Below are 25,666 nucleotides of genomic sequence, written 5' to 3' on the forward strand. Positions count from 1 at the left end.
CGGTTGCTTAAGCCCCGCCGGAGCGTCTACCATCGGGTCTGTCTGTTGTCATACGATTCGCGAGCGCGCCGCGCTCGCCCGCCTTGCCATGCTTCGAATCTGGGTTCCCGTCACCGTCGTTTCACTGCTTGCGGCCTGCTCCAGCGTGCCGCCGCAGTCGGCATCGCGCGAAACGGGAATGAAGATCACGACGCCGCGCGCGTTCCCCGCTCCCGCCAATTTCCCGAAATTCGTCGATCACAGCGTCGGCCAGGAAGAGATCTCGATCCAGGCGATGAGCCTCGTCGGCGTCCCGTATCGCTGGGGCGGCAACACGCCGACGAGCGGCTTCGACTGCAGCGGACTCGTGCGCTACGTGATCGGCCGCGCGGCCGACGTGAACCTGCCGCGCACGACGGCCGACATGAGCGGCCGCGGCGTGTCGATCGAGCCCGACCAGATCGCGCCGGGCGACCTGATCTTCTTCAATACGACCGGGCGGCCGCATTCGCATGTCGGCATCTATGTCGGCAAGCTGCGCTTCGTCAACGCACCGTCGACAGGCGGCACCGTGCGGCTCGACTACCTGACGAACCCCTACTGGGCCAAGCGTTTCGACGGCATACGCCGCGTCGCGCCGCCGCGCGCGACGCCCACGCCGTTCGATGCGCCGACCTACGAAGCGAAGCGCGACGAGCCGCGCAACGCGCCGGTGGTTGCGCCCGCCCCCGTGATGACTGCCGCCGCGCCGCGGCAGCCCGCCTATGCTTCGTCGCAAGCCAGAGCGTCACAGGCGCCCGCTTCGGTCATGTCGGCCACGCAGGCCGTGACGACCGCGGCAGTGGCGCCTGCGCCCTTGGCCGCGCCCGCCGATCCGTACGAACCACCGCCGCCGCGTGTGCAGGCAGCCCGGCAACAGGCAACGTCGGCGAATGGCGATGACGGCCTGACCGCGATGACGGCGAATGCAGCGCCGGCCCGCCCGGCAGAGGCCGGCACGCAGATTCCGACGACGGCGCTGACGGCCGCTCAGGCGGCCGCATTCGATGCTGAACCGCCGCCCGCAGCGGCCGCGACGTCGCCGCGCAACACCGAGCCCGCGGCCGTGCAGGTGCTGCGTGCGTCGACGCAATCTGCGCCCGTCAGCCCGCGCACCGGCACCGCAGACGATCCGATTGCCCGGTTCGCGAACGGAAGCTACTAGCCCGCCGCTCAAACCCCGACGGCAACCTCGGCGGCATCCACCGCAGCCCCGCCGTTCTTCGCAAACTTCCTTGCCCCCAAAGAAAATGCGCCGCAGCCTTTCGGCTTGCGGCGCATTTCATGTCGATCCGGCTGCGCTGGCGATCAGAAGATCCGGTGTCCGAGCCACCATCCGCCGGCCGCGATCAGCGCGGATGCGGGAATCGTCAGCACCCACGCCCACACGATGTTGCCGGCAACGCCCCAGCGCACGGCCGACAGCTTCTGCGTCGCGCCGACGCCGACAATCGCGCCGGTGATCGTATGCGTGGTCGAGACGGGGATGCCGAGGAACGACGCGATGAACAGCGTGATCGCCCCGCCGCTTTCGGCACAGAAACCGCCGACCGGCTTGAGCTTCGTGATCTTCTGGCCCATCGTGCGCACGATGCGCCAGCCGCCGAACAGCGTGCCGAGGCCCATCGACAGGTAGCACGCGCCGATCACCCATGCGGGCGGCGCATCGGACGTCGCCGATGCATAACCCGACGCGATCAGCAGCATCCAGATGATGCCGATCGTCTTCTGCGCGTCGTTGCCGCCGTGGCCGAGGCTGTACAGGCCGGCCGACAGCAGCTGGAGCCGCCTGAACCGCCGGTCGACCTTGCTGGGCGCGGTACGGAAATACAGCCACGACACGCCGAGCATGAACAGCGAACCGAGGATGAAGCCGAGCAGCGGCGAAATGAAGATGAACGCGACGGTCTTCATCAGCCCGTCGATGTTCAGCGAGCTCCAGCCCGATTTCGCGAGCGCCGCGCCGACGAGGCCGCCGATCAGCGCGTGCGACGAGCTCGACGGGATCCCGTAGTACCAGGTGATCACGTTCCAGCCGATCGCACCGACCAGCGCGCCGAACACGACGTAGTGATCGACGATCTCGGGATCGATCGTGCCTCTACCGACGGTCTGCGCGACTTTCAGGTGGAAGATGAAATAGGCGATGACGTTGAACGCCGCCGCGAACACCACGGCCTGCTGGGGTTTCAGCACCCCGGTGGACACGACGGTGGCGATCGAGTTCGCCGCGTCGTGGAAGCCGTTCATGAAGTCGAATACGAGCGCGACGAGCACCAGCGTCGCGACCATCCATAGGGCGAGTTGTATCGAATGCATCGTGGTCCGCTCAGGCGTTTTCCAGCACGATGCCTTCGATGATGTTCGCGACGTCCTCGCACTTGTCGGTGATCTCTTCGAGCAGCTCGTAGATCGCCTTCAGCTTGATGAGCGTCTTCACGTCGTCTTCTTCGCGGAACAGCTTCGACATCGCGGCGCGCAGCACGCGATCGGCCTCCGACTCCCAGCGGTCGATCTCCTCGCACTGCTTGAGGATCTGCGCCGACTGCTTCATGTCGGACAGCATCGCGACAGCCTGCTGCACGTGCTGGGCCGACTGCGTGACGATGTGCGCGAGCTGGCTCGCCTCGGACGTGACGGACTGCACGTCGTACAGCGACACGGCCGTCGCGACGTCTTCCATCAGGTCGAGGATGTCGTCCATCGTCGTGATCAGCTTGTGGATCTCGTCGCGATCGAGCGGCGTGATGAAAGTCTTGTGCAGCAAATCGATCGCTTCGTGCGTGAGCTTGTCAGCGGCCTTCTCGGCGGTCTGCACGTTTTGCTTGTGAATCTCGGCGTCGGCGAGATTGTCGATCAGCAGTTCGAGCTCGCGGCCACCGGAAACGATGTACTTCGCGTGCGCATTGAAGAGTTCAAAGAACTTGCCCTCGGTGGGCATGAATCGACCGAACATGGGATTCCTGAGAGATTGTCAAACTACTGTCACGAAAACGGGCGACATTGTACCGTTTTCGGTCGCGCCGCGACGCGCGCACATGCGCGCGCCGGGATTGGATACAACGTTTGGCGATTTAGGGCTTTACATCCGGCGTTACTCGCCGTAGAACGTCTGCGCTCCGGCAAAATTATCGAACTTCGTGTATTGACCCAGGAACGTGAGCCGAACGGGTCCGATCGGACCGTTACGCTGCTTGCCGATGATGATTTCGGCCGTGCCCTTGTCGGGGCTGTCCGGGTTGTAGACTTCGTCGCGGTAGATGAACAGGATCACGTCCGCATCCTGTTCGATTGCGCCCGACTCGCGCAAATCGGACATCACCGGACGCTTGTTCGGACGCTGTTCGAGGCCGCGGTTCAGCTGCGACAGCGCGATCACCGGCACGTCGAGTTCCTTCGCGAGGCTCTTCAGCGATCGCGAGATTTCCGAGATTTCGGTCGCGCGGTTCTCGCCCTGCGACGAACCCGACATCAGCTGCAGGTAGTCGACGATGATCAGGCCGAGCTTGCCGCATTGCCGCGCGAGACGCCGCGCGCGAGAGCGCAATTCCATCGGGTTCAGGCCGCCCGTCTCGTCGATGAAGAGCTGCGCCTCGCTCATCTTCTGCACCGCGTGCGTCAGCTTCGGCCAATCCTCGTCCGTCAGGCGGCCCGTACGCATCCGGTGCTGGTCGAGGCGGCCGATCGAGCCGAGCATACGCATCACGAGCTGGGTGCCCGGCATTTCCATCGAGAACACCGCGACCGGCAGCCCGTACTCGACCGCGACGTATTCGCCGATGTTCATGGAAAATGCGGTTTTACCCATCGACGGTCTTCCCGCCACGATGATCAGTTCGCCGCCGTGCATCCCGGACGTCATCCGGTCGAGGTCGACGAAGCCCGTCGGCGTGCCCGTGACGTCGCTCGGGTTCGCGGTGTGGTACAGCGTGTCGATGCGCTCGACGACCTGCGTGAGCAGCGGGCCGATCTCGAGGAAGCCCTGGTTGCCGCGTGCGCCCTCTTCGGCGATCGAGAACACCTTGGATTCGGCTTCGTCGAGCAGCTGGCGGACTTCCTTGCCCTGCGGATTGAACGCGTCGGCCGAAATTTCGTCGGCGACCGACACGAGCCGGCGCAGCACCGCACGGTCGCGCACGATTTCCGCGTAACGACGGATGTTCGCCGCGCTCGGCGTGTTCTGCGCGAGTGCGTTCAGGTACGCAAGCCCGCCGACGTCGTCGGCCTTGCCGGACGTGACCATCGCTTCGTACACGGTCACGACGTCGGCCGGGCGCGTCGACGCGATCAGCCGGCCGATGTGCTCGTAGATGATCCGGTGGTCGTAGCGATAGAAATCGCCCTGCGACAGGAAGTCGGCGATCCGGTCCCATGCCGCGTTGTCGAGCAACAGGCCGCCGAGCACCGACTGTTCGGCTTCGACCGAATGCGGCGGGACTTTCAGCGATTCGATTTGAGGATCTTGCGGCGCGTTCATGGGTTGGGATTATCGCGAATTACACAGGGCGGCGCCATACCGGCCGCCAGTGATGCGGCAATAAAAAAGGCAGGCCCCGGTTGCCCGGGCGCCTGCCCTTGTCCGGACAGCGGAAGCCGCCCGGAAAGATTGCGTACGCTTACGCGTGGTCGCCGATCACGTTGACCGTGACGTCGACGACGACGTCCGTGTGCAGTGCGATCTGGACGTTGTGCTCGCCGATCATCTTCAGCGGGCCTTCCGGCATGCGCACTTGCAGCTTCTCGACTTCGAAACCTGCCTTCTTCAGCAGTTCCGCGACGTCGCCGTTCGTGACCGAGCCGAACAGACGGCCGTCAACGCCCGACTTCTGCGTGATTTCGAACGTCTGGCCGTTCAGCTTCTCGCCGACTGCCTGCGACGCTGCCAGCTTTTCAGCGGCGATCTTTTCGAGTTCAGCGCGGCGCACTTCGAATTCGGCGATCGCTTCCTTCGTTGCACGGCGAGCCTTGCGGTTCGGGATCAGGAAGTTGCGAGCGTAACCGTCCTTGACCTTGACGATGTCGCCGAGGTTGCCCAGATTGGCGACTTTTTCCAACAGAATGATTTGCATTCGAATTCTCCTTATGGCGTCGCCGAGTTACGCCTTGTGCTGATCGGTGTACGGCAGCAGCGCGAGGAAACGCGCACGCTTGATTGCCGTGTCGAGCTGACGCTGATAGTGCGCCTTCGTACCCGTCAGACGAGCCGGCGTGATCTTGCCGTTTTCGCCGATGAAGTCCTTCAGCGTTTCCGTGTCCTTGTAGTCGATCTGCTCGACACCTGCGGCCGTGAAACGGCAGAACTTCTTGCGCTTGAAGAGCGGGTTTTGTTGCTGACGACGCTTGTCGAATTTCTTACCAGTCGGGCGGGGCATGATTTCAGTCCTTTCCAATGTCCTGCAATGCTGTGATGTGAAACACCAAGGTTCTCGCGTTGCGGCTTTTCTTTGCCAGGAAGCCCGTGAACAGCGTTTCGACGCCCATTTCACGGCTTTCCAGCCTGCCGCTCGCCTCACCGGCCGCCACCGCCTCGATCGTCATTTCGACCTGACGGGGAATGCCTGCTTCGACGACTTCCGTGCGGTGATGCAATGTGGCGCTTGCGATCGGAACACCGGCCGGCGTATATCGCACCGGTGCGCGTTCGACGACGCTCGCCGTCAATTGCAACCTGTTCACGTGAGTGGCGCGCTCCTTGATGGCTTAATGAATGACGAACTTAAGCCTGCGCTTCGGTCGGCTGAGCTGCAGCCGCCTTCTTGGCTTCTTCGCGCTGAACTTCCTTCATCATCGGCGACGGGCCGGTTTCGGCCTTCTTCATCTTGACGATGAGGTGGCGCAGCACGGCGTCGTTGAACTTGAACGCGTGTTCGAGTTCGTCGAGCGTCGTCTGGTCGCACTCGATGTTCATGCAGACGTAGTGAGCCTTCGCGAGTTTCTCGATCATGTAGGCCAGTTGGCGACGGCCCCAGTCTTCGACACGGTGGACCTGACCGCCGTGCGACGTGATCGTGGACTTGTAACGCTCGATCATCGCGGGCACTTGCTCGCTCTGATCGGGGTGCACGATGAATACGATTTCGTAATGACGCATTACACACTCCTTGTGGATTAAAGCCACCCGGGCGTCTGAACCGGTGTGGCAAGTGAGAAGCCGAAGATTCTAACCCGGATACGGGGCGCATGCAAGGCCAATCGACGATACGCGGCCGGATTCGGCCGTGTTTTCAACGACTTGAAGGACCAGGCAGGCGTGATCGGCCGCACTTCGGCCTTTTTGCGGCCGGGGTCCGAACACAAGCGCGCCGGGCCCGCGGCCCGGCTCGCCGTCACTCGCTGCGCGTGCCGGCGAGCCGCGCGTCGAGCGCCGTCCTGAACGCCGCGAGCGCCGACGGCTCGGCGTCGGTCACGGCCCACCACGTCATCCCGGCCGCGTCCCAGCGGTCGAGCGCGTAGCCCTGCGACACGGTCGCGTACGGGGCCGCCGGCCCAACGCCTGCCGGGCGCACATAGACGTCGATCACGTGCTGCCGGTAACGGTAGACGAGCACCGCGACGCGGCGCCGCCCGACATAGTCGAGCCGGCCGCCGACCAGCGCAAAGCCGCTCGCCGCGAGATCCTCGACCGGCGGCGCATAGTCGAGCCGGCCGTTGAACCACGGCTTGACCGTGTGCCGGTCGGTCGAGATCACGTCGATGTCGCGCGCCGACAGGTCGGCCCGCACGTGGCTCGAGACGAGTTCGTCGACCGTGCGGTCGGTGTCGGCGTGGCGCGCGGACAGCGCCATCCCGGCCGCCGCGGCAAGCGCGATCATCAGCGCCACGCCCCAGCCGAGTCCGGGCAGCGCGGCGACACGCGGCCCCCGGCCCGCCGGCGCCGGGCGTGCCGATACGCCGCCGCCCAGCCAGGAGAACCAGCGACGGCCGCGCGGCCGCGGCTGCGATTGAGGCTCGGGCCGCGGCTCCGCCCGCGACTGCCCGCGTGCGGGTGCGTCCCCCGCCGCCGGCAGGCTCGCGAGGATGCTCGCCCGCAGCGGATCCGGCGCGCGGTAATAGTCGGCCTGCCGCACGGCCTGCACCAGCGTGACGATCCGCGCGCGTTCGCGGCGGCACGCATCGCACCCTTCGACATGCTGCTGGACCCGCAACGCATCGGGCGCCGACAGCTCGCGGTCGACGTCCGCGTCCAGCAACGCTCGCGCTTCGTTACAGTCCATCGATAGCCTCCGATGCGGTTCCGCCCGCCGGCGTACGGCCCGGCCGGCCTTTGGCCGCCGGTGCGGGCTCGCCGCCCAGCAGCACGGCAAGCCTGCGACGGCCGCGCGCGAGCCGCGACATCACCGTGCCGACCGGCACGTCCGCGATCGCCGCGATCTCGCGGTAGCTCAGGTCCTCCATCTCGCGCAGCACGAGCACCTCGCGGTATTCGGGCGGCAGCTTCGCGAGCGCCGAATTCACGAGCCGCACGTTCTCGCCGCGCAGCAGTTGCGCGAGCGGATCCTCGGTCGCCGGCTGCCAGTCGTCGGGAACGCCGGTGTCGTCGAGCGTGTCGGGCAGCGCGACCTCGTGCGCGTGCGTACGGCGCCGCCACTCGGTGTACCAGGTGTGGCGCACGATCGTCAGCAGCCACGGCCGCGCGTTGTCGCCACGACACGAATCGACGAAGCGCAGCGCGCGCATGCACGCGTCCTGGACCACGTCGTCCGCGTCGCTGGCGCTGCCGCTCAGCCAGCGCGCGAGGTTGTATGCGGCGTCGAGATGCGGCAGCACGAGCGTACGAAACCGCTCGCCGCGCGCTATCGCATCGTCCGCCGCCTGCTCATCGACCGCCTGTCCGGCATGCCCCACGTGGCCTCCCTGGTCCCGGCGGCCGAAACCGCGCCCGTTCCGCGCACGGTGCCCGGACAGACCGGCAACGTGCTCGCTTGATGACCTTACCGTCGTTGCATCGAGTTTATTCCCGCGCCACCCACATGACGCGCAAAAAAACGCCGGACGGCCGGTGGCCGGGCCGCGCGCCGCCGTTACGGCGTGGTGCTCCAGTAGCCGGGGCGCGCGTACGCGGCGCGCAGGTAGTCGATGAAATAGCGTACGCGTGCCGGCACGTAGCGCTGCTGCGGGTAGACCGCGAGGATGTCGTAGTCGGGCAGCGCATACTCGTCGAGAACGGTCTCGAGCTCGCCCGTTTCGAGCTGCGCGGCGATTTCCCACGTCGAGCGCCAGCCGAGCCCGAGGCCTTCGGCCACCCAGCGGTGCAGCAATTCGCCGTCGTTGCAATCGAGATTGCCCGCGACGCGCATCGTCGCGATCTTGCCGTGGCGCTGGAAATACCAGCCGCGGTTCTGCCCGCCCTGCAGGTTGAACGCGAGGCAGTTGTGCTTCAGCAGGTCGTCGAGCGACTTCGGCCGGCCGTGCCGGCGGAAATAGTCGGGCGTGCCGCACACGACGCGCCGGTTCGACGCGAGCTTCACCGCGACGAAGTTCGGATCGACGGCGCCGCCGATCCGGATCGACAGGTCGTAGCCTTCGCGCACCAGATCGACGACCCGGTCGGTCAGGTTGAACGACAGCTGCATCTCGGGCTTGTCGGCCAGAAAGCCGGGCGCGTGCGGCGCAACGTGCTTGCGCCCGAACGCGGCCGGCGCGGACACGATCAGGTGCCCGCTGACCGCGCGCCGCCCGGCGGCCAGCTCGTTCTCGGCCTGGTCCCATTCGGACAGCAGCCCGCGGCAGCGTTCGAGGAACGCGGCGCCGTCCTCGCTGACCACCAGCCGCCGCGTCGAGCGGTACATCAGCTTCACGCCGAGGCGCTTCTCGAGCGCGTCGATGCGCCGCCCGAGCACCACCGGCGACACGCCCTCCTCGAGCGCCGCCGCCGCGAGGCTGCCGGCATCGGCGACCCGCACGAACGTCTCGATCTGCTTGAAGCGATCCATCTCCGGTCTCCGTCTCTGTTCCGACGCCGGCGGGAAGCCCCGTCCGGCCGTCATTCCATACTTTTAGTTTCGAAATAAGCGACTCCGGCTGATCTTATCAAACCTTTCCTGCGTCCCTAAAGTGTTCCCATCCGCCCCATTCGCAAGATCCGTCAAATTCAAGGAGACATTCATGGCCAAGATGAGAGCTGTCGACGCAGCAGTGCTCGTGCTCGAGAAGGAAGGCATCCAGACAGCGTTCGGCGTGCCGGGTGCAGCCATCAACCCGTTCTACTCCGCGATGCGCAAGTCGGGTGGCATCAGCCACGTGCTGGCTCGCCACGTCGAGGGCGCATCGCACATGGCCGAAGGCTTCACGCGTGCCGCCCCGGGCAACATCGGCGTGTGCATCGGCACGTCGGGCCCCGCCGGCACCGACATGATCACCGGTCTCTACTCCGCATCGGCCGATTCGATTCCGATCCTCGCGATCACGGGCCAGGCACCGCGTGCGCGCCTGTACAAGGAAGACTTCCAGGCCGTCGACATCGAGTCGATCGCGAAGCCGGTCACCAAGTGGGCCGTCACCGTGCGCGAGCCGGCGCTCGTGCCGCGCGTGTTCCAGCAGGCATTCCACCTGATGCGCTCGGGCCGTCCGGGCCCGGTGCTCGTCGACCTGCCGATCGACGTGCAGCTCGCCGAAATCGAGTTCGACATCGACACGTATGAACCGCTGCCGGTCTACAAGCCCGCGGCCACCCGCGCGCAGGTCGAGAAGGCGCTCGCGATGCTCAACGACGCGGACAAGCCGCTGATCGTGTCGGGCGGCGGCGTGCTCAACGCAGCGGCGGAAGACCTGCTCGTCCAGTTCGCCGAAACGATCGGCGTGCCGGTGATCCCGACGCTGATGTCGTGGGGCGCGATTCCGGACGACCACCCGCTGATGGCCGGCATGGTCGGCCTGCAGACGTCGCACCGCTACGGCAACGCGACGATGCTCGCCTCCGACTTCGTGCTCGGTATCGGCAACCGCTGGGCGAACCGCCACACGGGCAGCGTCGAGGTCTACACGAAGGGCCGCAAGTTCGTGCACGTCGACATCGAGCCGACGCAGATCGGCCGCGTGTTCGGCCCGGATCTCGGCATCGTGTCGGATGCCAAGGCCGCGCTGGAACTGTTCGTCGCCGTCGCGCAGGAATGGAAGGCCGCAGGCAAGCTGAAGGACCGCAGCGCATGGGTCGCGGAATGCCAGGAACGCAAGCGCACGCTGCAGCGCAAGACGCACTTCGACAACGTGCCGGTCAAGCCGCAGCGCGTGTACGAAGAGATGAACAAGGTGTTCGGCCGCGATACGTGCTACGTCAGCACGATCGGCCTGTCGCAGATCGCCGCCGCGCAGTTCCTGCACGTGTTCAAGGCACGCAACTGGATCAACTGCGGCCAGGCCGGCCCGCTCGGCTGGACGATCCCCGCCGCGCTCGGCGTGCGTGCAGCCGATCCGAGCCGCCCGATCGTCGCGCTGTCCGGCGACTACGACTTCCAGTTCATGATCGAGGAACTGGCGGCCGGCGCGCAATTCAAGCTGCCGTACGTGCACGTCGTCGTGAACAACTCGTACCTCGGGCTGATCCGCCAGGCCCAGCGTGCGTTCGACATGGATTACTGCGTGCAGCTCGCGTTCGACAACGTGAACGCACCGGAACTGAACGGCTATGGCGTCGACCACGTGGCCGTTGCCGAAGGCCTCGGCTGCAAGGCGCTGCGCGTGTTCAAGCCGGAAGAGATCGAGCCGGCGCTGCGCCAGGCGCAGACGCTCGCGGAAGAGTTCAGCGTGCCGGTCGTCGTCGAAGTGATCCTCGAGCGTGTGACGAACATCTCGATGGGCACCGAAATCGACGCGATCAACGAATTCGAGGATCTCGCCGAAAAGGCCGAGCACGCACCGACCGCGATCTCGATGCTCGACTGATCCGCAGGACATTTTTGACTGACCGACCGAAGAGGCTTAGCTCATGCCGAAGTTTGCTGCAAACCTGACCATGCTGTTCAACGAAGTGCCGTTCCTCGACCGCTTCAACGCGGCCGCGGACGCGGGCTTCGACGCCGTCGAGTTCCTGTTCCCGTATCCGTACGCGAAAGAGGAACTCGCCGAGCGGCTCGAGACGCACCGCCTGCGCCTCGTGCTGCACAACCTGCCCGCCGGCAACTGGGACCAGGGCGAGCGCGGCATCGCATGCCTGCCCGATCGCGTCGGCGAGTTCCAGGAAGGTGTCGGCCGTGCGATCGAGTACGCGAAGGCGCTGAAGGTGCCGCAACTGAACTGCCTGGTCGGGATCCCGTCGGCCAGCACCGCGCGCGACAAGACGTTCGTCACGATCGTCGACAACCTGCGCTTTGCCGCCGACGCACTGAAGCGCGAAGGCATCCGCCTGCTCGTCGAGCCGTGCAACCGCTTCGACATCCCGGGCTTCGCGCTGAACCGTTCGTCCGAAGGGCTCGACGTGATCCGCGCGGTCGGCTCGGACAACCTGTTCCTGCAGTACGACATCTATCACATGCAACGCATGGAAGGCGAACTGGCCGCGACGATCGAACGCAACCTCGCGTCGATCGGCCACGTCCAGCTCGCGGACAACCCGGGCCGTAACGAGCCGGGCACGGGCGAGATCAACTACGCGGTCCTGTTCGCCCTGCTCGACCGGCTCGGCTACGACGGCTACGTCGGCTGCGAATACAAGCCCCGCACCACCACGACGGAAGGGCTCGGCTGGCTGCAAAGCGTCGCCGGCGGCGCACCGGGCTCGGCGCGCCGCGCCGCCTGAGATCCGCCCGTCCCGTTTTCGCCCTATAGGAGACTTTCACATGGCAACCATCGGTTTCATCGGCCTCGGCATCATGGGCGCGCACATGGCGCGCAACCTGCTCAAGGGCGATCATCAACTCGTCGTGAACGGCGCGTTCCCGATCCCGGACGACCTGCGTGCGAGCGCGAAGGTCGTCGCGAACTCGACCGAAGTCGCGCAGAACGCGGACGTCATCGTCGTAATGGTGCCGGACACGCCCGACGTGCGTAACGTGCTGTTCGCCGACGACGGCGTCGCGAAGGGCCTGACGGCCGGCAAGCTCGTGATCGACATGAGCTCGATCTCGCCGCTCGACACGCAGGAATTCGCGAAGCAGATCAACGCACTCGGCTGCGACTACCTCGACGCGCCGGTGTCCGGCGGCGAAGTCGGTGCCCGCGAAGCATCGCTGACGATCATGGTCGGCGGCCCGGAACAGGCATTCGAGCGCGCGAAGCCGCTGTTCGAGAAGATGGGCAAGAACATCACGCTCGTCGGCGACAACGGTGCGGGCCAGACCTGCAAGGTCGCGAACCAGATCATCGTCGCGCTGAACATCGAAGCCGTCGGCGAAGCATTGCTGTTCGCCGCACGCTCGGGCGCGGATCCGGAGCGCGTGCGCCAGGCGCTGATGGGTGGCTTCGCTGCCTCGCGCATCCTCGAAGTGCACGGCGCGCGGATGACGAAGCGTACGTTCGATCCGGGCTTCCGCATCGAGCTGCACCAGAAGGACCTGAACCTCGCGCTCGACGGTGCACGCAAGCTCGGCCTCGCACTGCCGCACACCGCGAGCGCGCAGCAACTGTTCAGCGTGTGCGCATCGCACGGCGGCAAGGCATGGGATCACTCGGCACTCGTGCGCGCGCTCGAGATCATGTCGAACTTCGAGATCGGCCAGACGCCGGCCGCGTAACGCGGACGCAACGACGCGCGGTTCCGCTGCAATGGCGGACGCGCGCGACAGACTTGCGCGATCCGGCCGTGGCCGGTCGCATCGATGCGCGACACGTGCGCGCATCACGGTGGGGCGCCCCGCCGCGCATCGCCAAGCGCGTGCGCGACGGGGCGAAAAACGCCGCTCTGGGCTGAGAGCGGCGTGGTGGGGTCCGCAGCGGCACCCGGCGGCGCCGGGGAAGCCTTGGTCGGTCAGACGTCGTCGTCGGGTGTCCGCCTGTCGGATTTCGCGTATTACATTTCTTTACGTTCGAGCGTGCGATTTTTCATGCAATCGTCGCGCTGAGCGCCTACACTTTCGCCACGCCTTTCGAGAAAACCGCCGCGCTTGCGTTCACTCCGGTGAATGCGCCCAGCGCGGTGTTTTTTTCGCCACTTCACGGCGCGTTTTCTTTTCAACCACCTAAGGAGTGCAGCGATGGGTCTTCTTTCGTTTATCAAAGAGGCGGGTGAAAAACTGCTGGGTCATGCCGACGCGCAAGCGGCGGAAGATCCGAATGCCGCGAACCAGACCGCGGCCGATGCAATCAAGAACTACATCAGCACGCAGGGTCTCGACACGTCGAACCTGACGGTCGCGTTCGACGGCGCATCGCGCACCGTCACGCTGTCGGGCAGCGTTGCCGATCTCGACACGAAGGCCAAGGTCAAGGTCGCAGCCGGCAACGTGCAAGGCGTCGCGGGCGTCAACGACGACGATCTGCAGCCGGACGATCCGGAAGTGCAGTACCACGACGTGAAGTCCGGCGACACGCTGTCGGCGATCGCCAAGGAAGTGTATGGCGACGCAAACAAGTACCCGGTGATCTTCGAGGCGAACAAGCCGATGCTGTCGAGCCCGGACAAGATCTACCCGGGCCAGAAGCTCGTGATTCCGCCGCAGTCCTGAGCATCCGCGCAGGATCGAAAAACGGAAAAGGCAGGCCAGATGGCCTGCCTTTTTCTTTGGTGCCGCCGCACCGCCGGAGCGGCGGGCGGACATCGGTCAGAACGTATCGAACAGGCGCTGCAGTTCGTCGCGCGCCCGGATGCCGTTCGCCAGCGCGAGCATCAGCAGCACGCGCGCCTTGAACGGATTCAGCGAGCCCGCGCTGACGAAGCCGAGCGCGTCGTCGTTGGCTGCGCCGTTGCGCATCACGTGCCCCGAGCCGACGCGCGATGCACGAATCACGACAACCCCCGCCTGCACGGCATCGACAAGCGCCGCCTGCAGCGTCGCATGGATCGAACCGTTGCCGGTGCCGGCCACGACGAGCCCGCGCACGCCGGCCGCCACCAGCGCATCGACGGCCGTGCGCGTCACGCCCGCGTAGCTCGTGACGACTTCGACCGGCGGCCACGCGCCGACGATCGCCAGTTGCGTGTCGCGCGAGCGCGTGACGCGGCGCGCGAATTCGACGCGGCCGTCCTGCACCCAGCCGAGCGCGCCGAGTTCCGGCGACTGGAATGCGTCGACCGCATAGGTGCTCGTCTTCACGACGTCGCGCGCGCCGTGGATCCGGTTGTTGAACGCGACCAGCACGCCCTGCCCGCGCGCGGCCGGATGCGCGGCCACCGTCACCGCGTTCAGCAGGTTCAGCGGGCCGTCGGACGACAGCGCGGTCGCCGGCCGCATCGCGGCCGTCAGCACGACCGGCTTGTCGCCCTTCACGACCAGGTGAAGGGCATACGCGGTTTCCTCGAGCGTGTCGGTGCCGTGCGTGATCACGATGCCGTCGACCGCCGGATCGGCCATCAGCGCGTCGATCCGCGCGGCCAGCGTGTTCCACAGCGGCAGCGCGAGATCCTTGCTGTCGATGCTGGCGATCTGCTCGGCGGCGATGCGCGCGACCGACGCGAGCGCCGGCACCGCGTCGACCAGGAAATTGACGCCGAGCGCGCCGGCCTGGTAACCGGCCGTGCTGGCCGCGTCGGGCGCGGCACCGGCGATCGTGCCGCCGGTAGCGAGCACGGCGATGCGCGGCAGGGCCGCCGCGGACGGAGGGGATGCGGGATTCTGAGTATTCATGGCCGCGATTGTAATGGCTCGCGGCCGGGATCCGGCAGGTTCCGGCGGCACGGCCGATGCCGGCCGCCGTATCTCATGGTTTGTCCCGATCGTCCGGTCGCGCGCGTCGTCAACGGCCGTGGCGCCCGCAACGTTATAGAAAGTGCCGTTCTGGTGTTTTCACATTGATTTGCCATAATCGGAGCGGGCGGCGCGATGCGACCCTATCGTCATCGCGACGCGCTTCGTGACGGCGTCAATAACACGCAATTCACCCCATGGGAGTGTCGAAATGAAAATCCAATCGCTCGTAGCCGCAGTGCTTCTCGGCGGCATGCTGGCTTCCCCCGCGTTCGCGGCGAACAGCCAGCAGGACAAGATGAAGGCCTGTAACACCCAGGCAGCAGGCAAGACGGGCGACGAACGCAAGGCGTTCATGAAGGACTGCCTGTCGGCGAAGCCCGCGAAGGCGATGACGCAGCAGGAAAAGATGAAGGCATGCAACACGCAGGCCACCGGCAAGAAGGGCGACGACCGCAAGGCGTTCATGAAGAGCTGCCTGAGCAGCCAGCCGGCCGCCTGAGTCCCGGCGCTCCCGTATCGAATGCCGCGCACCGCTTCGGCGGGCGCGGCATTTTTGTTTTCGTTGCATGCGCATCGACGCGTACGCGCTTGAAGCGCCTGCCGCACGTGTCGCTCACCTCGACCTGCCGCGCGCGTTCCGCCGCCGTCGTTCGACCGCCCGCCTGCGCCCGCCCCGCTTTCCGGGCCACCGCACCGGCACCGCCACATGGTGCGGCAATTCGCCGCGTTTTCTTCTATGATGGCTGCAACGCGGCCCACTCAAGTACAAGAAGCGCCATCGGGCCGCCCTCGAGACAGACGCGCAGGCGCGTCAAACGGAGGCATGGATGGCATGGAGACAACACCGCTGGTTCCGCCGCTGGCTGATCGTGATCGTGTTCTGGGCCGTGCCCGTCGCGATCGTCGCCGTGCGCGAGATCCGCGAGGAAATGGCCTACAACAAGGCGGACCTGCAGCTCGCGCTGACCACCTGGCAGCTCACCGACGCGCAGCAGGCAGCCGGCGCCGCCGCGAAGTGCCACGGGGATCCTGACGAGGCGCGCGCGGCCGGCTGCCCGGCCGACGTGCTCGCCGCCAACGCGCCGCGCCAACAGGCGGCCCGCGACGAATACGTGGTGCGCCGCAATACGCTCGCGGGCTATCTGTGGCATGCGTTCGTCGGCTACTGGGTCGTACCGGCCGCGTTCCTGTTCGCCTGCGGCGTCGTGATCGCGCTGATCCGCCGCGCGCTGCGGCGCCCGCCGATCAAACCACCCGTCCCGCCGGTCACGCACTGACACGCCAGCAAGCGCCGCCGCCCGATTTGCCGTCCCGCTCCCCGCATGCCAACCCGCACGGGGCGTGTCGGCGCGCGGGCGTCGCTCCGTCCGTTGGCGCGCCGCGACACCCCCGACGCGATTTGACGCTCTTTCATGCGCGATCGAAAAGGGGTTGTAATCCTCTGTGATATAACTGCCGACGTGATCCGCTCCTTGAGCGAGACTCACTCCGAACGTCATCCGATGGAGAAGAACGATGCAAAAACGGAATCTTGTGCTGAAAGCCGCCGCGGCGCTCATCGTCGGTAGCCTCGCGCTTACCGGTTGCACCACCACCCCGGACAAGCCGGACAACGCCGCGACCAACGCGTCGAAGCGCCAGGCGATCGACGCGAGTGTCGATGGGACGCTGTCGCGCCTGTATTCCACGGTCAAGGGTTCGCGTGAACTCGTCGCGAAGTCGCGCGGCGTGCTGGTGTTCCCGGACGTGCTCCAGGCCGGCTTCATCGTCGGCGGCCAGTCCGGCAACGGCGCACTGCGCGTCGGCGGCAGCACGGTCGGCTACTACAACACGTCGTCGCTGTCGGTCGGCCTGCAGGCCGGTGCGCAGTCGAAGGCGATCGTGTTCCTGTTCATGACGCAGGAAGCGCTCGACGAATTCCGCGGCTCGGACGGCTGGGCAGCCGGCGCCGGCGCGTCGGTCGCGCTCGTGAAGATGGGCGCGAACGGCGCGATCGACACGACCACGGCCACCGCGCCGGTCGAGGTCGTCGTGCTGACGAACGCGGGCCTGATGGGCGACGTGTCGATCAACGGCACGAAGGTCACGAAGCTCAAGATCTGACGCTCGCGCACCGCCCGTGCGCAACGCGCGCGGACCATGCGCAAACGGCGATGTCCTTGCGGGCATCGCCGTTTTTTTATCCGCCCGCGTCTCGCGTCAGGTCGTCGAGTCGATCACCTTGAAGCGCGAGCGTTTCTGCGCACGGATCACCGACTGGTAGACGTCGACGTATTGCTGCGCCATCCGGCGCGACGTGAAGCGCTCCTCGAAACGCTGCCGCACGCGGGCGCGCGGCAGCAGGTGCAGCCGGTTCACGGCAGCCACCGCGCTGATTTCGTCCTCGACGATGAAACCCGATACGCCCTCGTCCACCACTTCCGGCACCGCGCCGCGATTGAACGCGATGACCGGCGTGCCGCACGACATCGCCTCGATCATCACGAGGCCGAACGGCTCCGGCCAGTCGATCGGAAACAGCAGCGCATGCGCGCCTGACAGGAATTCGGCCTTCTGGTGATCGGCGATCTCGCCGATGTATTCGACGTGCGGCAACGCGAAGAGCGGCTTGATCTCGCGGTCGAAGTATTCCTGGTCGGCCGCATCGATCTTCGCGGCGATCCGGATCGGCAGCCCGCACTGGCGGGCGATGCTGATCGCGGTGTCGACGCGCTTCTCCGGCGAGATGCGGCCGAGGAACGCGAGATAGCGCGGCTCGACGGGTTGCGGCATGTACAGCGTATCGGGCAGCCCGTGGTAGACGGTCGTCAGCCATTTCGCCTGCGGCAGCGGCTGGCGCTGCGAGTTCGAGATCGAGATCACCGGCGCCGTGTTGAACGTGTCGAACACCGGCTGCTGTTCGGGCAGGTCGAGCCGGCCGTGCAGCGTCGTCACGTAAGGCGTTTCCTGCCGATTGAAGACCGAGAACGAGTAGTAGTCCATGTGGAAATGGAGCACGTCGAAGTCCTTCGCGCGGCGCGCGACCGTCTCCATCAGCAGCATGTGCGGGGCGATGCGGTCGCGGATCGACGTGTCGAGCCGCAACGCACGCGGCCAGACGGGTTCGAGCTTCGCCCGTGTCGTCGAGTCGCCGCTGGCGAACAGCGTCACATCATGGCCGAGCTCGACGAGCGCCTCGGTGATGTAGGACACGACACGCTCCGTGCCGCCGTACAGCTTCGGCGGCACCGATTCGGTCAGCGGGGCGATCTGGGCAATTCTCATGGTCCACGTCTCCTGTGTCCTGTTCGTCGCTGCACGGCCGGCGGGCGTTCGTACGTCCGCCCCGCCCCCATGCCGCGCCGGCCGGCATGGCGCCAGCCGGATATCTCACTATTATTCGCGATCCCGTCGCGCGGAACCGCCCGTCTTTCATTTTATGGGCGTTGTTACAGACCGGATACATTCCGCCCGTCAGGCCCGATCGCGCCGCACCGGGTACAGCCGGGCCGGTTCGGGCCCCTTGGTCGACGAACGCGGCCGGGCGCACGCCGCCGTACCGGTCAGCGCGACGGCCACTTCCATGCCGGCAGGTCGCGCGTGTCGGCATCGACGAGCGCGGTCGCGCCGAGCTGTTTGTCGAGCAGCAGCGATTCGCAGCCGGCCTCGCGCTCGAGCGTCGCAATGAGCCGCGCCGCATGCGACACGACCAGCACCTGCGAGCGCTGCGCGGCCTGCGCGATCAGGCGGCCGAGCGCCGGCAGCAGATCGGGATGCAGGCTCGTCTCCGGTTCGTTCAGCACCATCAGCGCCGGCGGCCGCGGCGTCAGCAGCGCGGCCGCGAGCAGCAGGTAGCGCAGCGTGCCGTCGGACAGCTCGGCCGCCGCGAGCGGCCGCAGCAGCCCCGGCTGGCGCATCAGCACGTCGAAGCGTCCGCGTCCGCCCGGATTGTCGATCTCGACCGATGCACCGGGAAACGCGTCGTCGATCGCCGCATCGAGTGCCGCGCCGTCGCCGATTTCGCGGATCGTCTGCAGCGCGGCGGCCAGGTCCGCGCCGTCGTCCGCCAGCACCGGCGTGTGGGTGCCGATATGCGACTGCCGTGCCGGCGCCTGCGCATCGGTCCGGAAATGGTCGTAGAAGCGCCACGAGCGGATCCGCTCGCGCACCGCGATCATCTCGGGCGCGCCGGTCGGATCGGCGAACTCGGTCATCATGCTGTCGAAGCTCGCGACCGGCTGCGGAATCGTCTGCCAGTCGCCCGACGCGGTGCGCGCGCGGATCTGCGCGCCCTGCCGGTCGACCAGCAGCGTCGACGGGCGCGGCAGCGCGCCGCCCCAGATGCATTCGCGCTTGACCACCGGATCGAGCCGGAACATCGACGCGTCGTTCTTCACCGGCAGGCCGAGATCGATCGCATAGCCGAAATCGTCGCACGCGAAGCCGAGCTTCAGGCTCACCGGCTCCTTGCGCACCGTGCCCGTCACCGGCGCGTCGCCGTTCAGCATCGCCCGCGAAAAGCGTTCGGGGCCCGCCCACAGCGTCGACGGCAACCCGCCCTCGCGGGCGAGCGACGGGATTACGCGGCCCTGCGCGGTGTCGGCAAGCAGCCGCAGCGCGCGGTACACGCTCGACTTGCCGCTGCCGTTCGGGCCCGTGACGACGTTGAGCGCCGCGAGCGGCACGATCAGCTCGCGCAGCGAGCGGTAGTTGGCGATGGCAAGCGTGTTCAGCGCGGTCATGGCGATGGATGGCGGGCAGGCACCGGGCCGCTTTCAGCGGCCTTCGCCGGCCTGCGGATCGGCTGCGGTGTTGGCCGCCGTGCTGGCGGCAGGCGGCCGCGCGTGCGGCCGTTCGGGATTCGGCGCGTCCGGCGCGGAATCGTGCGGATACAGTTCCATCCGGCTGCGCGGCAGGCATTGCGGATAGCGATCCTGCAGGTACGCGATCAACCCTTCGCGCACGCGGCAGCGCAGATCCCAGCACGACGACGAATCGGCCGCGCTGACGAGCGCGCGCAACTGCATCGCGCGCTCCGTCGCGTCGGTCACCTGCAGCACCTGCACGCGGCCGTCCCACTCGGGCGCCGCGTGAACGAGCCGCGCGAGTTCCTCGCGCAGCGGCGCGAGCGGCGTCCGATAGTCGACCGACAGGTAGACCGTGCCGATGATCTCCGAGCTGTTGCGCGTCCAGTTCGTGAACGGGTTCTCGATGATCCACTGCAGCGGCACGACGAGGCGCCGCTGGTCCCACAGCCGCACCGACACGAACGAACCGGTGATTTCCTCGATGCGCCCCCACTCGCCCTGGATCACGACCACGTCGTCGAGCCGGATCGGCTGCGTGAGCGCGATCTGCAGCCCGGCAATCAGGTTGCCGAGCACCGGCCGCGCGGCGATACCGGCGACCAGGCCCGCGACGCCGGCCGACGCCAGCAGGCTCGCGCCCACCTGGCGCACGTTCGGGAACGTCATCAGCGCGGCGCCGGTGCCGATGATCACGATCAGCACCATCACGGTCCGCACGAGCACCCTGGCCTGCGTATGGATGCGACGCGCGTGGAGGTTGTCGGCCGTATCCATCGGATGCGCCTGGATGATCGCGTCGCCGACGCCGGCCGCGAGCCGCACCAGCAGCCACGTGAGCGACACGATGGAGCCGACCGCCGCCGCGGTGCGCATGCCGCGCACGAACGACATGCCGTCGTCGGACTGGACCCACAGGAATTCGAGCGCCAGCAGCGCGAGCACGACGAGCGACGGCTTGTCGATGTGGCGCAGGATCGCGCTCATCAGCGGATACGGCTGCGCGACGCGCTTGACGATGCGTGCGCCGACACGGTGCCCGATCGTGACGACCAGTACGACGATGACCGACACGGCCAGCGTGCCGAGCCACGAATGCAGCGGCGCATCGGCGATGCGCTGCAGTTCCTCGATTGAAATCATCGGCGCCCGGGATGCTTCGGTTATGAGGCGCGCACGCCTCGTCCTGGATGCGTCGGCGACATCCGGGCAACGCACGCGCCCGGAGACGGCGTCAGGTCAGTTGCCGCCCCTGCAGGGAAACGCCTTGCCGAGACCGAGCGACACCGCGGTGCTCGCGTTGTAGTCGGCCAGCTTCGGATTTTCCGCGATGTACTTGCGCACCGCATCGGTCATCTGCTGCGCCCGGATGTCGGGCGGCAGGCAGAAATACTGGCCGACACGCGGCCCCGTGGTACCGCCGATCGCGTCGATGGTGTTGTAGACGCCGTCGGCGGCGCCTTCGATGTAGGCCGCGCACGACGCCCGCGACTTGACGTCCGTCTTCGCGCACAGCCGGTCGAGATCCGCGCCCGTGAAAGCCGCCGCCGACAACGGCACGGCAAACGCCGCGGCACAAAACATTGCGCGCAACATGGTGTTCCTTATGTCAATGCGGCCCGAGGCCGCCTGCTGCCCTGGCCGGCGCGGCGCCGGGGCACGCCGTTCCGGCCGGAAACCGGCCGGGCGCGCACCGGCCGCCGCACCGAAAACCGTCATTTTGCACTCTTTTGCGCATCTGCCGGCGCCGACGCGCCGACGCGCACCGTCCGCTTGCTCAGGATGTCGATCGCGTCCGGCGCCTTGTAGTGCTTCGCGAACTCGAGCGCGGTGATGCCGAGCTGGTTCTTCACCTGCGGATCGGCGCCCTGGTCGAGCAGCAGCGTGACCGTCGACGCATGGTTGCCGCGCGCGGCCATCATCAGCGGCGTCGTGCCGTTCGGCGAAGCCGTGTCGATATACGCGTCGTGGTCGAGCAGCACCTTGACGACCGCGTCCTGGCCGTTGGTCGCCGCGTAGTGCAGCGGCGCCCAGCCCTTCTTGCTGACTTCCGCGCCCTTGTCGATCAGCAGCTTGACGAGGTCGAGGTCGCCGTTCAGCGACGCGAGCATCAGCGCGTTCTCGCCGGCCTTGTCTTCCTTCTCGAGGTCGACGTTCGGCGTCGTGGCGATCGCGGCCGCGACCTTGTCGGATTTCTCGCGCGCGGCGATCACCAGGATCGGGTCGCCGTTCGGCGCGAGCGTGTTCGGATCGAGCTTGCCGCTCTTGAGCTGCTTGCCGATGTCGGCGATGTCGTCGAACTTGACGGCCTTGACGATCGCGTCGAGCGACTCGGCATGCGCGCCGGCGGCGGCGAACAGGCCGCTCGCGACCAGCGCGGCGGCGACGAGTGCGCGTTTGGTCAGATGGTTGGTCGGCTTCGTCATTGTTGTGGGCTCCTTCCCTGGGTTGTCGGCTGTGCGCGCGTCGTTAGCGGGCGATCTTGAACAGCCGGAAAAAGTTCTCAGTCGTCGCGTCGGCGAGCGCGTCGACGGCGATCCCGCGCTCGGATGCGATAAAGCGTCCGACATGGCTGACGTACGCAGGTTCATTCGGCTTGCCGCGATACGGCACCGGCGCGAGGTACGGCGAGTCGGTCTCGATCAGCAGCCGGTCGAGCGGCACGCGCCGCGCGACGTCCTGCACGTCGGTCGCGTTCTTGAACGTGACGATGCCCGACAGCGAGATATGGAAGTTCTGCGCGAGCGCCTGCTCGGCGACCGGCCACGGCTCGGTGAAGCAGTGCATCACGCCGCCCGGTACGTCCGCGCGCTCTTCCGCCATGATCCGCAGCGTGTCCTCCGACGACGACCGCGTGTGGACGATCAGCGGCTTCATCGTCGCGGTCGCCGCGCGGATGTGCGTGCGAAAGCGTTCGCGCTGCCATTCCATGTCGGCGATCGAGCGGCCTTCGAGACGGTAGTAGTCGAGGCCCGTTTCGCCGATCGCGACGACCTTCGGGTGCGCGGCCAGCTCGACGAGTTCCGCGAGGGTCGGCTCGCGCGCGTCCTCGTGATCGGGATGCACGCCGACCGACGCGTAGACGTTGTCGTGCGCGTCCGCGATCGCGAGCACCTCGGGCAGCGTCTCGAAATCGACGGACACGCACAGCGCGTGCGTGACGTCGTGCTCGCGCATGTTCTCGAGAACGGCCGGCAGGCGGTCGGCCAGGCCCTTGAAATTGATGTGGCAGTGAGAGTCGACGAACATCGTGTTTCCTGAATTCGTAAGGCGGGCGCTCATGCGCTCGCCGGCGTGCGGCAACGGGCGGCGTTCGCGGGCCGGCCGGCCACCGCCGCGTCGCTGCGTGAGCCGGTCATCATTTCGCAACCCGCGAGAAACAATGCCGGATCATGCGAACATTTCCCGATACCCGAGAAACAATTCCTCGAATACGAGCCGCGCGTTCAGCGGATGGTTCTCGACCGTCCGCTGCCGGGTGACGGCTTTCATGAAGCGCGCGAACGCGTTCGCGTCGACCGACTCCGCGCAGCGCGCGAGCGCCGCCGCGTGCATCGGGAAATAACGCGGCGCACCCGCCATCCGCTGCGCGAGCAGATCGTACAGCCAGCGCTGCAGCCAGCCGAGCACCAGCGGCACCGGCAGCTTCTGCAGCGTCTCGCCGCATGCGAACGGGTCGCATCCCGCACCGGCCGCGAGCTGCCCGAGCGTGTAGTCGCGCAGCGGACGGTTCTCGTCGCTCGCGAGCGCCAGCGCGGCGAGCGGCGCGCCACCGGCTTCGGCAAGCAGCGCGGGCGCATGGTCGACGCCCTGCGCCGCGAGCCACGCCGCGGCCGCGTCGGGCGCGGGCACGGTCATCGGCCACTGCCGGCAGCGGCTGATGATCGTCGGCAACAGGCGGTCGATGCGCGCCGACACGAGCAGGAACACGACGCCGGACGGCGGTTCCTCCAACGTTTTCAGCAATGCGTTCGACGCGGCGACGTTGAGCGCCTCGGCCGGATACAGCACGACGACGCGCGCGCCGCCGCGGTGCGAACCGACCCCGCAGAAGTCGAGCAGCGCGCGCACCTGCTCGATCTTGATTTCCTTGCTCGGCGCGCGCGTCTTCTTGCCGCCTTCGTCCGCGTCGGCCGGCTTCGCGTCGTCAGCGGCGCCCGGCGCTTCGCCGGCCAGCGCTTCGGGCAGCACGATCCGGTAGTCCGGGTGGTTGCCCTGCGAGAACCAGGTGCAGGCCGCGCAGGTGCCGCACGGCTCGCCGTTCGGCTGCGGCGATTCGCACAGGAAGCCCTGCGCGAGATGCTGCGCGAACTGGAGCTTGCCGATCCCGGCCTGGCCGTGCAGCAGCAGCGCATGCGGCCATTGCGCGCGCAGTTGCTGCAGGCGGTTCCAGTCGTCGGTCTGCCACGGATAGATCATGTGGTGCGTTCCTTGCAGGTTACAGCGCGGCGAGCACGCGTTCGAGCTGCTGGCGGATCTCGGGAATCGACTGCGTCGCATCGACGATCGCGAAGCGGTGCGGCGCCTCTTCCGCACGCCGCAGGTATTCGCCGCGCGTGCGCGCGAAGAACGCGTCGGACTCGCTCTCGAACTTGTCGGGCATCCGTGCCGCGCCGCGGCGCTCGCTCGCGACCTGCGGCGCGACGTCGAACAGCACCGTGAGGTCGGGCTGGAAACCGCCCTGCACCCAGCGCTCGAGCGTCTCGAGCTTGTCGCGCGGCAGCCCGCGGCCGCCGCCCTGGTACGCGAACGTCGCGTCGGTGAAGCGATCGGACACGACCCAGTCGCCGCGCGCGAGCGCCGGCTCGATCACGAGCGCGAGATGCTCGCGGCGCGCGGCGAACATCAGCAGCGCTTCCGTCTCGAGATCCATCGGCTGGTTCAGCAGGATCTCGCGCAGCTTCTCGCCGAGCTGCGTGCCGCCCGGCTCGCGGGTGACGACGACCTGCCGGCCGGCCGCGGCCAGCTTGCCCTGGAGGCGTTCGCAGAACCATTGCAGGTGGGTGGTCTTCCCCGCCCCGTCGATGCCTTCGAACGTGATGAATTTACCGCTCGCCATTATTGACCTCGTATGTACTTGTCCACGGCCTTGTTGTGGTCGCCGAGCGTGTCCGAGAACACGCTCGTGCCGTCGCCCTTCGCGACGAAATAGAGCGCGCTCGTCTGCGCCGGATTGATCGCCGCCTGCAGCGCGGCGATACCCGGCAACGCGATCGGCGTCGGCGGCAGGCCGCGTCGCGTGTAGGTATTGTAAGGAGTGTCGGCCTGCAGGTCGCGCTTGCGCAGGCGGCCGTCGTACGCGTCGCCGAGCCCGTAGATCACCGACGGATCGGTCTGCAGCGGCATCCCGATGCGCAACCGGTTCGCGAACACGGCAGCAACGAACGCGCGGTCGGCCGCGTGGCCCGTTTCCTTCTCGACGATCGATGCGATCGTCAGCGCTTCGTAAGGCGACTTGTAGGGCAGCCCCGGCACGCGTGCGGCCCACGCCTCGTCGAGGCGCGTCTGCATCAGATGGTACGCGCGCCGGTAGATGTTCAGGTCGCTCGTGCCCTTGTCGAACAAGTAGGTGTCGGGGAAGAACAGCCCCTCGCCGCTGCCGCGCTGGACGGCGCCGTCCGACGCGCCGATCGCGCGCAGCAGCTCGGCGTCGCTCATGCCGGCCGTGGTGTGGGCGAGATCGGGGTTCCCGTCGAGTTCCGCGCGCATCCGCTTGAAGGTCCAGCCTTCGATGACGGTCGCGACGTACTCGTTCACGTCGCCGCGCGCGATCTTCTGCAGGACTTCGTACGGCGCGATGCCGGTCTTGAATTCGTAGTTGCCGGACTTGAGCCGGCTCGACAGCCCGAGCACGCGCGTCATCGCGACGAAACCGAGCGGCTCGACCGGCACGCCGCCGCGCTTGAGCTGCTGCGCGACGCTCTTCACGGTGCTGCGCGGCTTGATCGTGACGTCGAGCGATGCCGAACCCAGCAGCAGCGGCCGGGTCGCCCAGTAATACCCGCCGCCCGCGCCGGCAGCGGCCACAACGACGGCCAGCGCCACGATCGTCGCGGCGCATTTCTTCAGTAGGGACATGGAAAC

The 25,666-nt window shown here is 67.1% G+C and carries 28 protein-coding genes; 8 read left to right on the forward strand and 20 right to left on the reverse strand.

Features of this window, described 5'->3' with window-relative positions:
* The first annotated feature begins 88 nt into the window (after positions 1-88).
* Positions 89-1,183, forward strand: a complete 1,095-nt coding sequence (locus LXM88_RS14840) for an NlpC/P60 family protein (protein WP_262532390.1) — start codon at positions 89-91, stop codon at positions 1,181-1,183.
* 143 nt (positions 1,184-1,326) lie between these two features.
* On the opposite strand, the gene LXM88_RS14845 is transcribed toward LXM88_RS14840, so the two are convergent.
* From LXM88_RS14845 to LXM88_RS14890, 10 genes are all read right to left on the reverse strand, one after another.
* Entirely contained in the window at positions 1,327-2,337 is a 1,011-nt protein-coding gene (locus LXM88_RS14845; RefSeq protein ID WP_114177253.1) for an inorganic phosphate transporter, read from the reverse strand.
* Between the two features lie 10 nt (positions 2,338-2,347).
* Positions 2,348-2,974 (reverse strand): DUF47 domain-containing protein, encoded by a 627-nt coding sequence (locus LXM88_RS14850; RefSeq protein WP_047900880.1) that lies wholly within the window; start codon positions 2,972-2,974, stop codon positions 2,348-2,350.
* A 138-nt stretch (positions 2,975-3,112) separates the two neighbouring features.
* Positions 3,113-4,495 carry a replicative DNA helicase gene (locus LXM88_RS14855; protein WP_096471101.1) on the reverse strand — a complete coding sequence of 461 codons (1,383 nt, stop codon included), beginning with the start codon at positions 4,493-4,495 and terminating at the stop codon, positions 3,113-3,115.
* A gap of 139 nt (positions 4,496-4,634) precedes the next feature.
* Positions 4,635-5,087 (reverse strand): 50S ribosomal protein L9, encoded by a 453-nt coding sequence (gene rplI, locus LXM88_RS14860; RefSeq protein WP_262532391.1) that lies wholly within the window; start codon positions 5,085-5,087, stop codon positions 4,635-4,637.
* A gap of 27 nt (positions 5,088-5,114) precedes the next feature.
* On the reverse strand, positions 5,115-5,390 hold the full coding sequence (rpsR, locus tag LXM88_RS14865; protein WP_006486248.1) for a 30S ribosomal protein S18: 276 nt from the start codon (positions 5,388-5,390) through the stop codon (positions 5,115-5,117).
* 4 nt (positions 5,391-5,394) lie between these two features.
* Complete coding sequence (gene priB / locus LXM88_RS14870; RefSeq protein WP_011657069.1) at positions 5,395-5,694, reverse strand: primosomal replication protein N; 300 nt, start codon at positions 5,692-5,694, stop codon at positions 5,395-5,397.
* A gap of 40 nt (positions 5,695-5,734) precedes the next feature.
* Complete coding sequence (rpsF, locus tag LXM88_RS14875; protein ID WP_124450336.1) at positions 5,735-6,109, reverse strand: 30S ribosomal protein S6; 375 nt, start codon at positions 6,107-6,109, stop codon at positions 5,735-5,737.
* Between the two features lie 235 nt (positions 6,110-6,344).
* Complete coding sequence (locus tag LXM88_RS14880) at positions 6,345-7,232, reverse strand: anti-sigma factor family protein (RefSeq protein WP_262532464.1); 888 nt, start codon at positions 7,230-7,232, stop codon at positions 6,345-6,347.
* Positions 7,222-7,863, reverse strand: a complete 642-nt coding sequence (locus tag LXM88_RS14885) for an RNA polymerase sigma factor (RefSeq protein WP_262532465.1) — start codon at positions 7,861-7,863, stop codon at positions 7,222-7,224. Before LXM88_RS14885 ends, LXM88_RS14880 begins: the two co-directional genes overlap by 11 nt.
* 176 nt (positions 7,864-8,039) lie before the next feature.
* The gene (locus LXM88_RS14890; RefSeq protein WP_262532467.1) at positions 8,040-8,951 is read right to left on the reverse strand and encodes a LysR substrate-binding domain-containing protein; all 912 of its coding nucleotides are present in this window, start codon (positions 8,949-8,951) and stop codon (positions 8,040-8,042) included.
* A 172-nt stretch (positions 8,952-9,123) separates the two neighbouring features.
* Here LXM88_RS14890 and gcl point away from each other — a divergent pair, with 172 nt between their 5' ends.
* The 4 genes from gcl (at position 9,124) to lysM (ending at position 13,616) form a co-directional block, all read left to right on the forward strand.
* Positions 9,124-10,899: a glyoxylate carboligase gene (gene gcl, locus LXM88_RS14895; RefSeq protein WP_262532470.1), complete on the forward strand. Its 1,776-nt coding sequence runs from the start codon at positions 9,124-9,126 to the stop codon at positions 10,897-10,899.
* Positions 10,900-10,942: 43 nt separating this feature from the next.
* Positions 10,943-11,752, forward strand: a complete 810-nt coding sequence (hyi, locus tag LXM88_RS14900) for a hydroxypyruvate isomerase (RefSeq protein ID WP_262532472.1) — start codon at positions 10,943-10,945, stop codon at positions 11,750-11,752.
* A 40-nt stretch (positions 11,753-11,792) separates the two neighbouring features.
* Positions 11,793-12,686: a 2-hydroxy-3-oxopropionate reductase gene (locus LXM88_RS14905; protein WP_128842001.1), complete on the forward strand. Its 894-nt coding sequence runs from the start codon at positions 11,793-11,795 to the stop codon at positions 12,684-12,686.
* 459 nt (positions 12,687-13,145) lie between these two features.
* A complete protein-coding gene (lysM, locus tag LXM88_RS14910) occupies positions 13,146-13,616 on the forward strand; it encodes a peptidoglycan-binding protein LysM (protein ID WP_096471108.1) in 471 nt (156 codons plus the stop codon).
* Positions 13,617-13,712: 96 nt separating this feature from the next.
* Here the strand turns inward: lysM and LXM88_RS14915 are convergent, their stop codons facing one another.
* Positions 13,713-14,735, reverse strand: coding sequence for an asparaginase (locus LXM88_RS14915; protein WP_262532478.1), 1,023 nt, complete (start codon positions 14,733-14,735; stop codon positions 13,713-13,715).
* Between the two features lie 271 nt (positions 14,736-15,006).
* Between LXM88_RS14915 and LXM88_RS14920 the strand changes: the two genes are divergently transcribed.
* The 3 genes from LXM88_RS14920 (at position 15,007) to LXM88_RS14930 (ending at position 16,901) form a co-directional block, all read left to right on the forward strand.
* Complete coding sequence (locus LXM88_RS14920; RefSeq protein WP_034181226.1) at positions 15,007-15,297, forward strand: PsiF family protein; 291 nt, start codon at positions 15,007-15,009, stop codon at positions 15,295-15,297.
* A 328-nt stretch (positions 15,298-15,625) separates the two neighbouring features.
* Positions 15,626-16,075 carry a hypothetical protein gene (locus LXM88_RS14925; protein ID WP_050013249.1) on the forward strand — a complete coding sequence of 150 codons (450 nt, stop codon included), beginning with the start codon at positions 15,626-15,628 and terminating at the stop codon, positions 16,073-16,075.
* Between the two features lie 238 nt (positions 16,076-16,313).
* On the forward strand, positions 16,314-16,901 hold the full coding sequence (locus LXM88_RS14930; RefSeq protein ID WP_262532494.1) for a BPSL1445 family SYLF domain-containing lipoprotein: 588 nt from the start codon (positions 16,314-16,316) through the stop codon (positions 16,899-16,901).
* Between the two features lie 96 nt (positions 16,902-16,997).
* Here LXM88_RS14930 and LXM88_RS14935 read toward each other — a convergent pair whose 3' ends face one another.
* The 9 genes from LXM88_RS14935 to mltG all read right to left on the reverse strand — a co-directional run bounded on the left by LXM88_RS14935 (position 16,998) and on the right by mltG (position 25,660).
* A complete protein-coding gene (locus LXM88_RS14935) occupies positions 16,998-18,062 on the reverse strand; it encodes a glycosyltransferase family 4 protein (protein ID WP_262532496.1) in 1,065 nt (354 codons plus the stop codon).
* Between the two features lie 278 nt (positions 18,063-18,340).
* Complete coding sequence (locus LXM88_RS14940; protein WP_262532498.1) at positions 18,341-19,519, reverse strand: AAA family ATPase; 1,179 nt, start codon at positions 19,517-19,519, stop codon at positions 18,341-18,343.
* A gap of 33 nt (positions 19,520-19,552) precedes the next feature.
* A complete protein-coding gene (locus LXM88_RS14945) occupies positions 19,553-20,725 on the reverse strand; it encodes a mechanosensitive ion channel family protein (protein ID WP_262532500.1) in 1,173 nt (390 codons plus the stop codon).
* Positions 20,726-20,821: 96 nt separating this feature from the next.
* Complete coding sequence (locus tag LXM88_RS14950; protein WP_011885036.1) at positions 20,822-21,178, reverse strand: Rap1a/Tai family immunity protein; 357 nt, start codon at positions 21,176-21,178, stop codon at positions 20,822-20,824.
* A gap of 119 nt (positions 21,179-21,297) precedes the next feature.
* Entirely contained in the window at positions 21,298-22,008 is a 711-nt protein-coding gene (locus LXM88_RS14955; protein WP_262532518.1) for an ankyrin repeat domain-containing protein, read from the reverse strand.
* A 43-nt stretch (positions 22,009-22,051) separates the two neighbouring features.
* Positions 22,052-22,831 (reverse strand): TatD family hydrolase, encoded by a 780-nt coding sequence (locus LXM88_RS14960; protein ID WP_262532520.1) that lies wholly within the window; start codon positions 22,829-22,831, stop codon positions 22,052-22,054.
* A 141-nt stretch (positions 22,832-22,972) separates the two neighbouring features.
* Positions 22,973-24,001 carry a DNA polymerase III subunit delta' gene (locus tag LXM88_RS14965; protein WP_262532521.1) on the reverse strand — a complete coding sequence of 343 codons (1,029 nt, stop codon included), beginning with the start codon at positions 23,999-24,001 and terminating at the stop codon, positions 22,973-22,975.
* A gap of 19 nt (positions 24,002-24,020) precedes the next feature.
* The gene (gene tmk, locus LXM88_RS14970; RefSeq protein ID WP_047900899.1) at positions 24,021-24,641 is read right to left on the reverse strand and encodes a dTMP kinase; all 621 of its coding nucleotides are present in this window, start codon (positions 24,639-24,641) and stop codon (positions 24,021-24,023) included.
* Positions 24,641-25,660 (reverse strand): endolytic transglycosylase MltG, encoded by a 1,020-nt coding sequence (mltG, locus tag LXM88_RS14975; RefSeq protein ID WP_262532524.1) that lies wholly within the window; start codon positions 25,658-25,660, stop codon positions 24,641-24,643. Before mltG ends, tmk begins: the two co-directional genes overlap by 1 nt.
* Between the last annotated feature and the right edge of the window lie 6 nt (positions 25,661-25,666).

Origin of the sequence: Burkholderia sp. S-53 (genome assembly GCF_025560745.1) — a bacterium.
In the GTDB taxonomy this organism is placed as follows: Bacteria; Pseudomonadota; Gammaproteobacteria; order Burkholderiales; family Burkholderiaceae; genus Burkholderia; species Burkholderia pyrrocinia.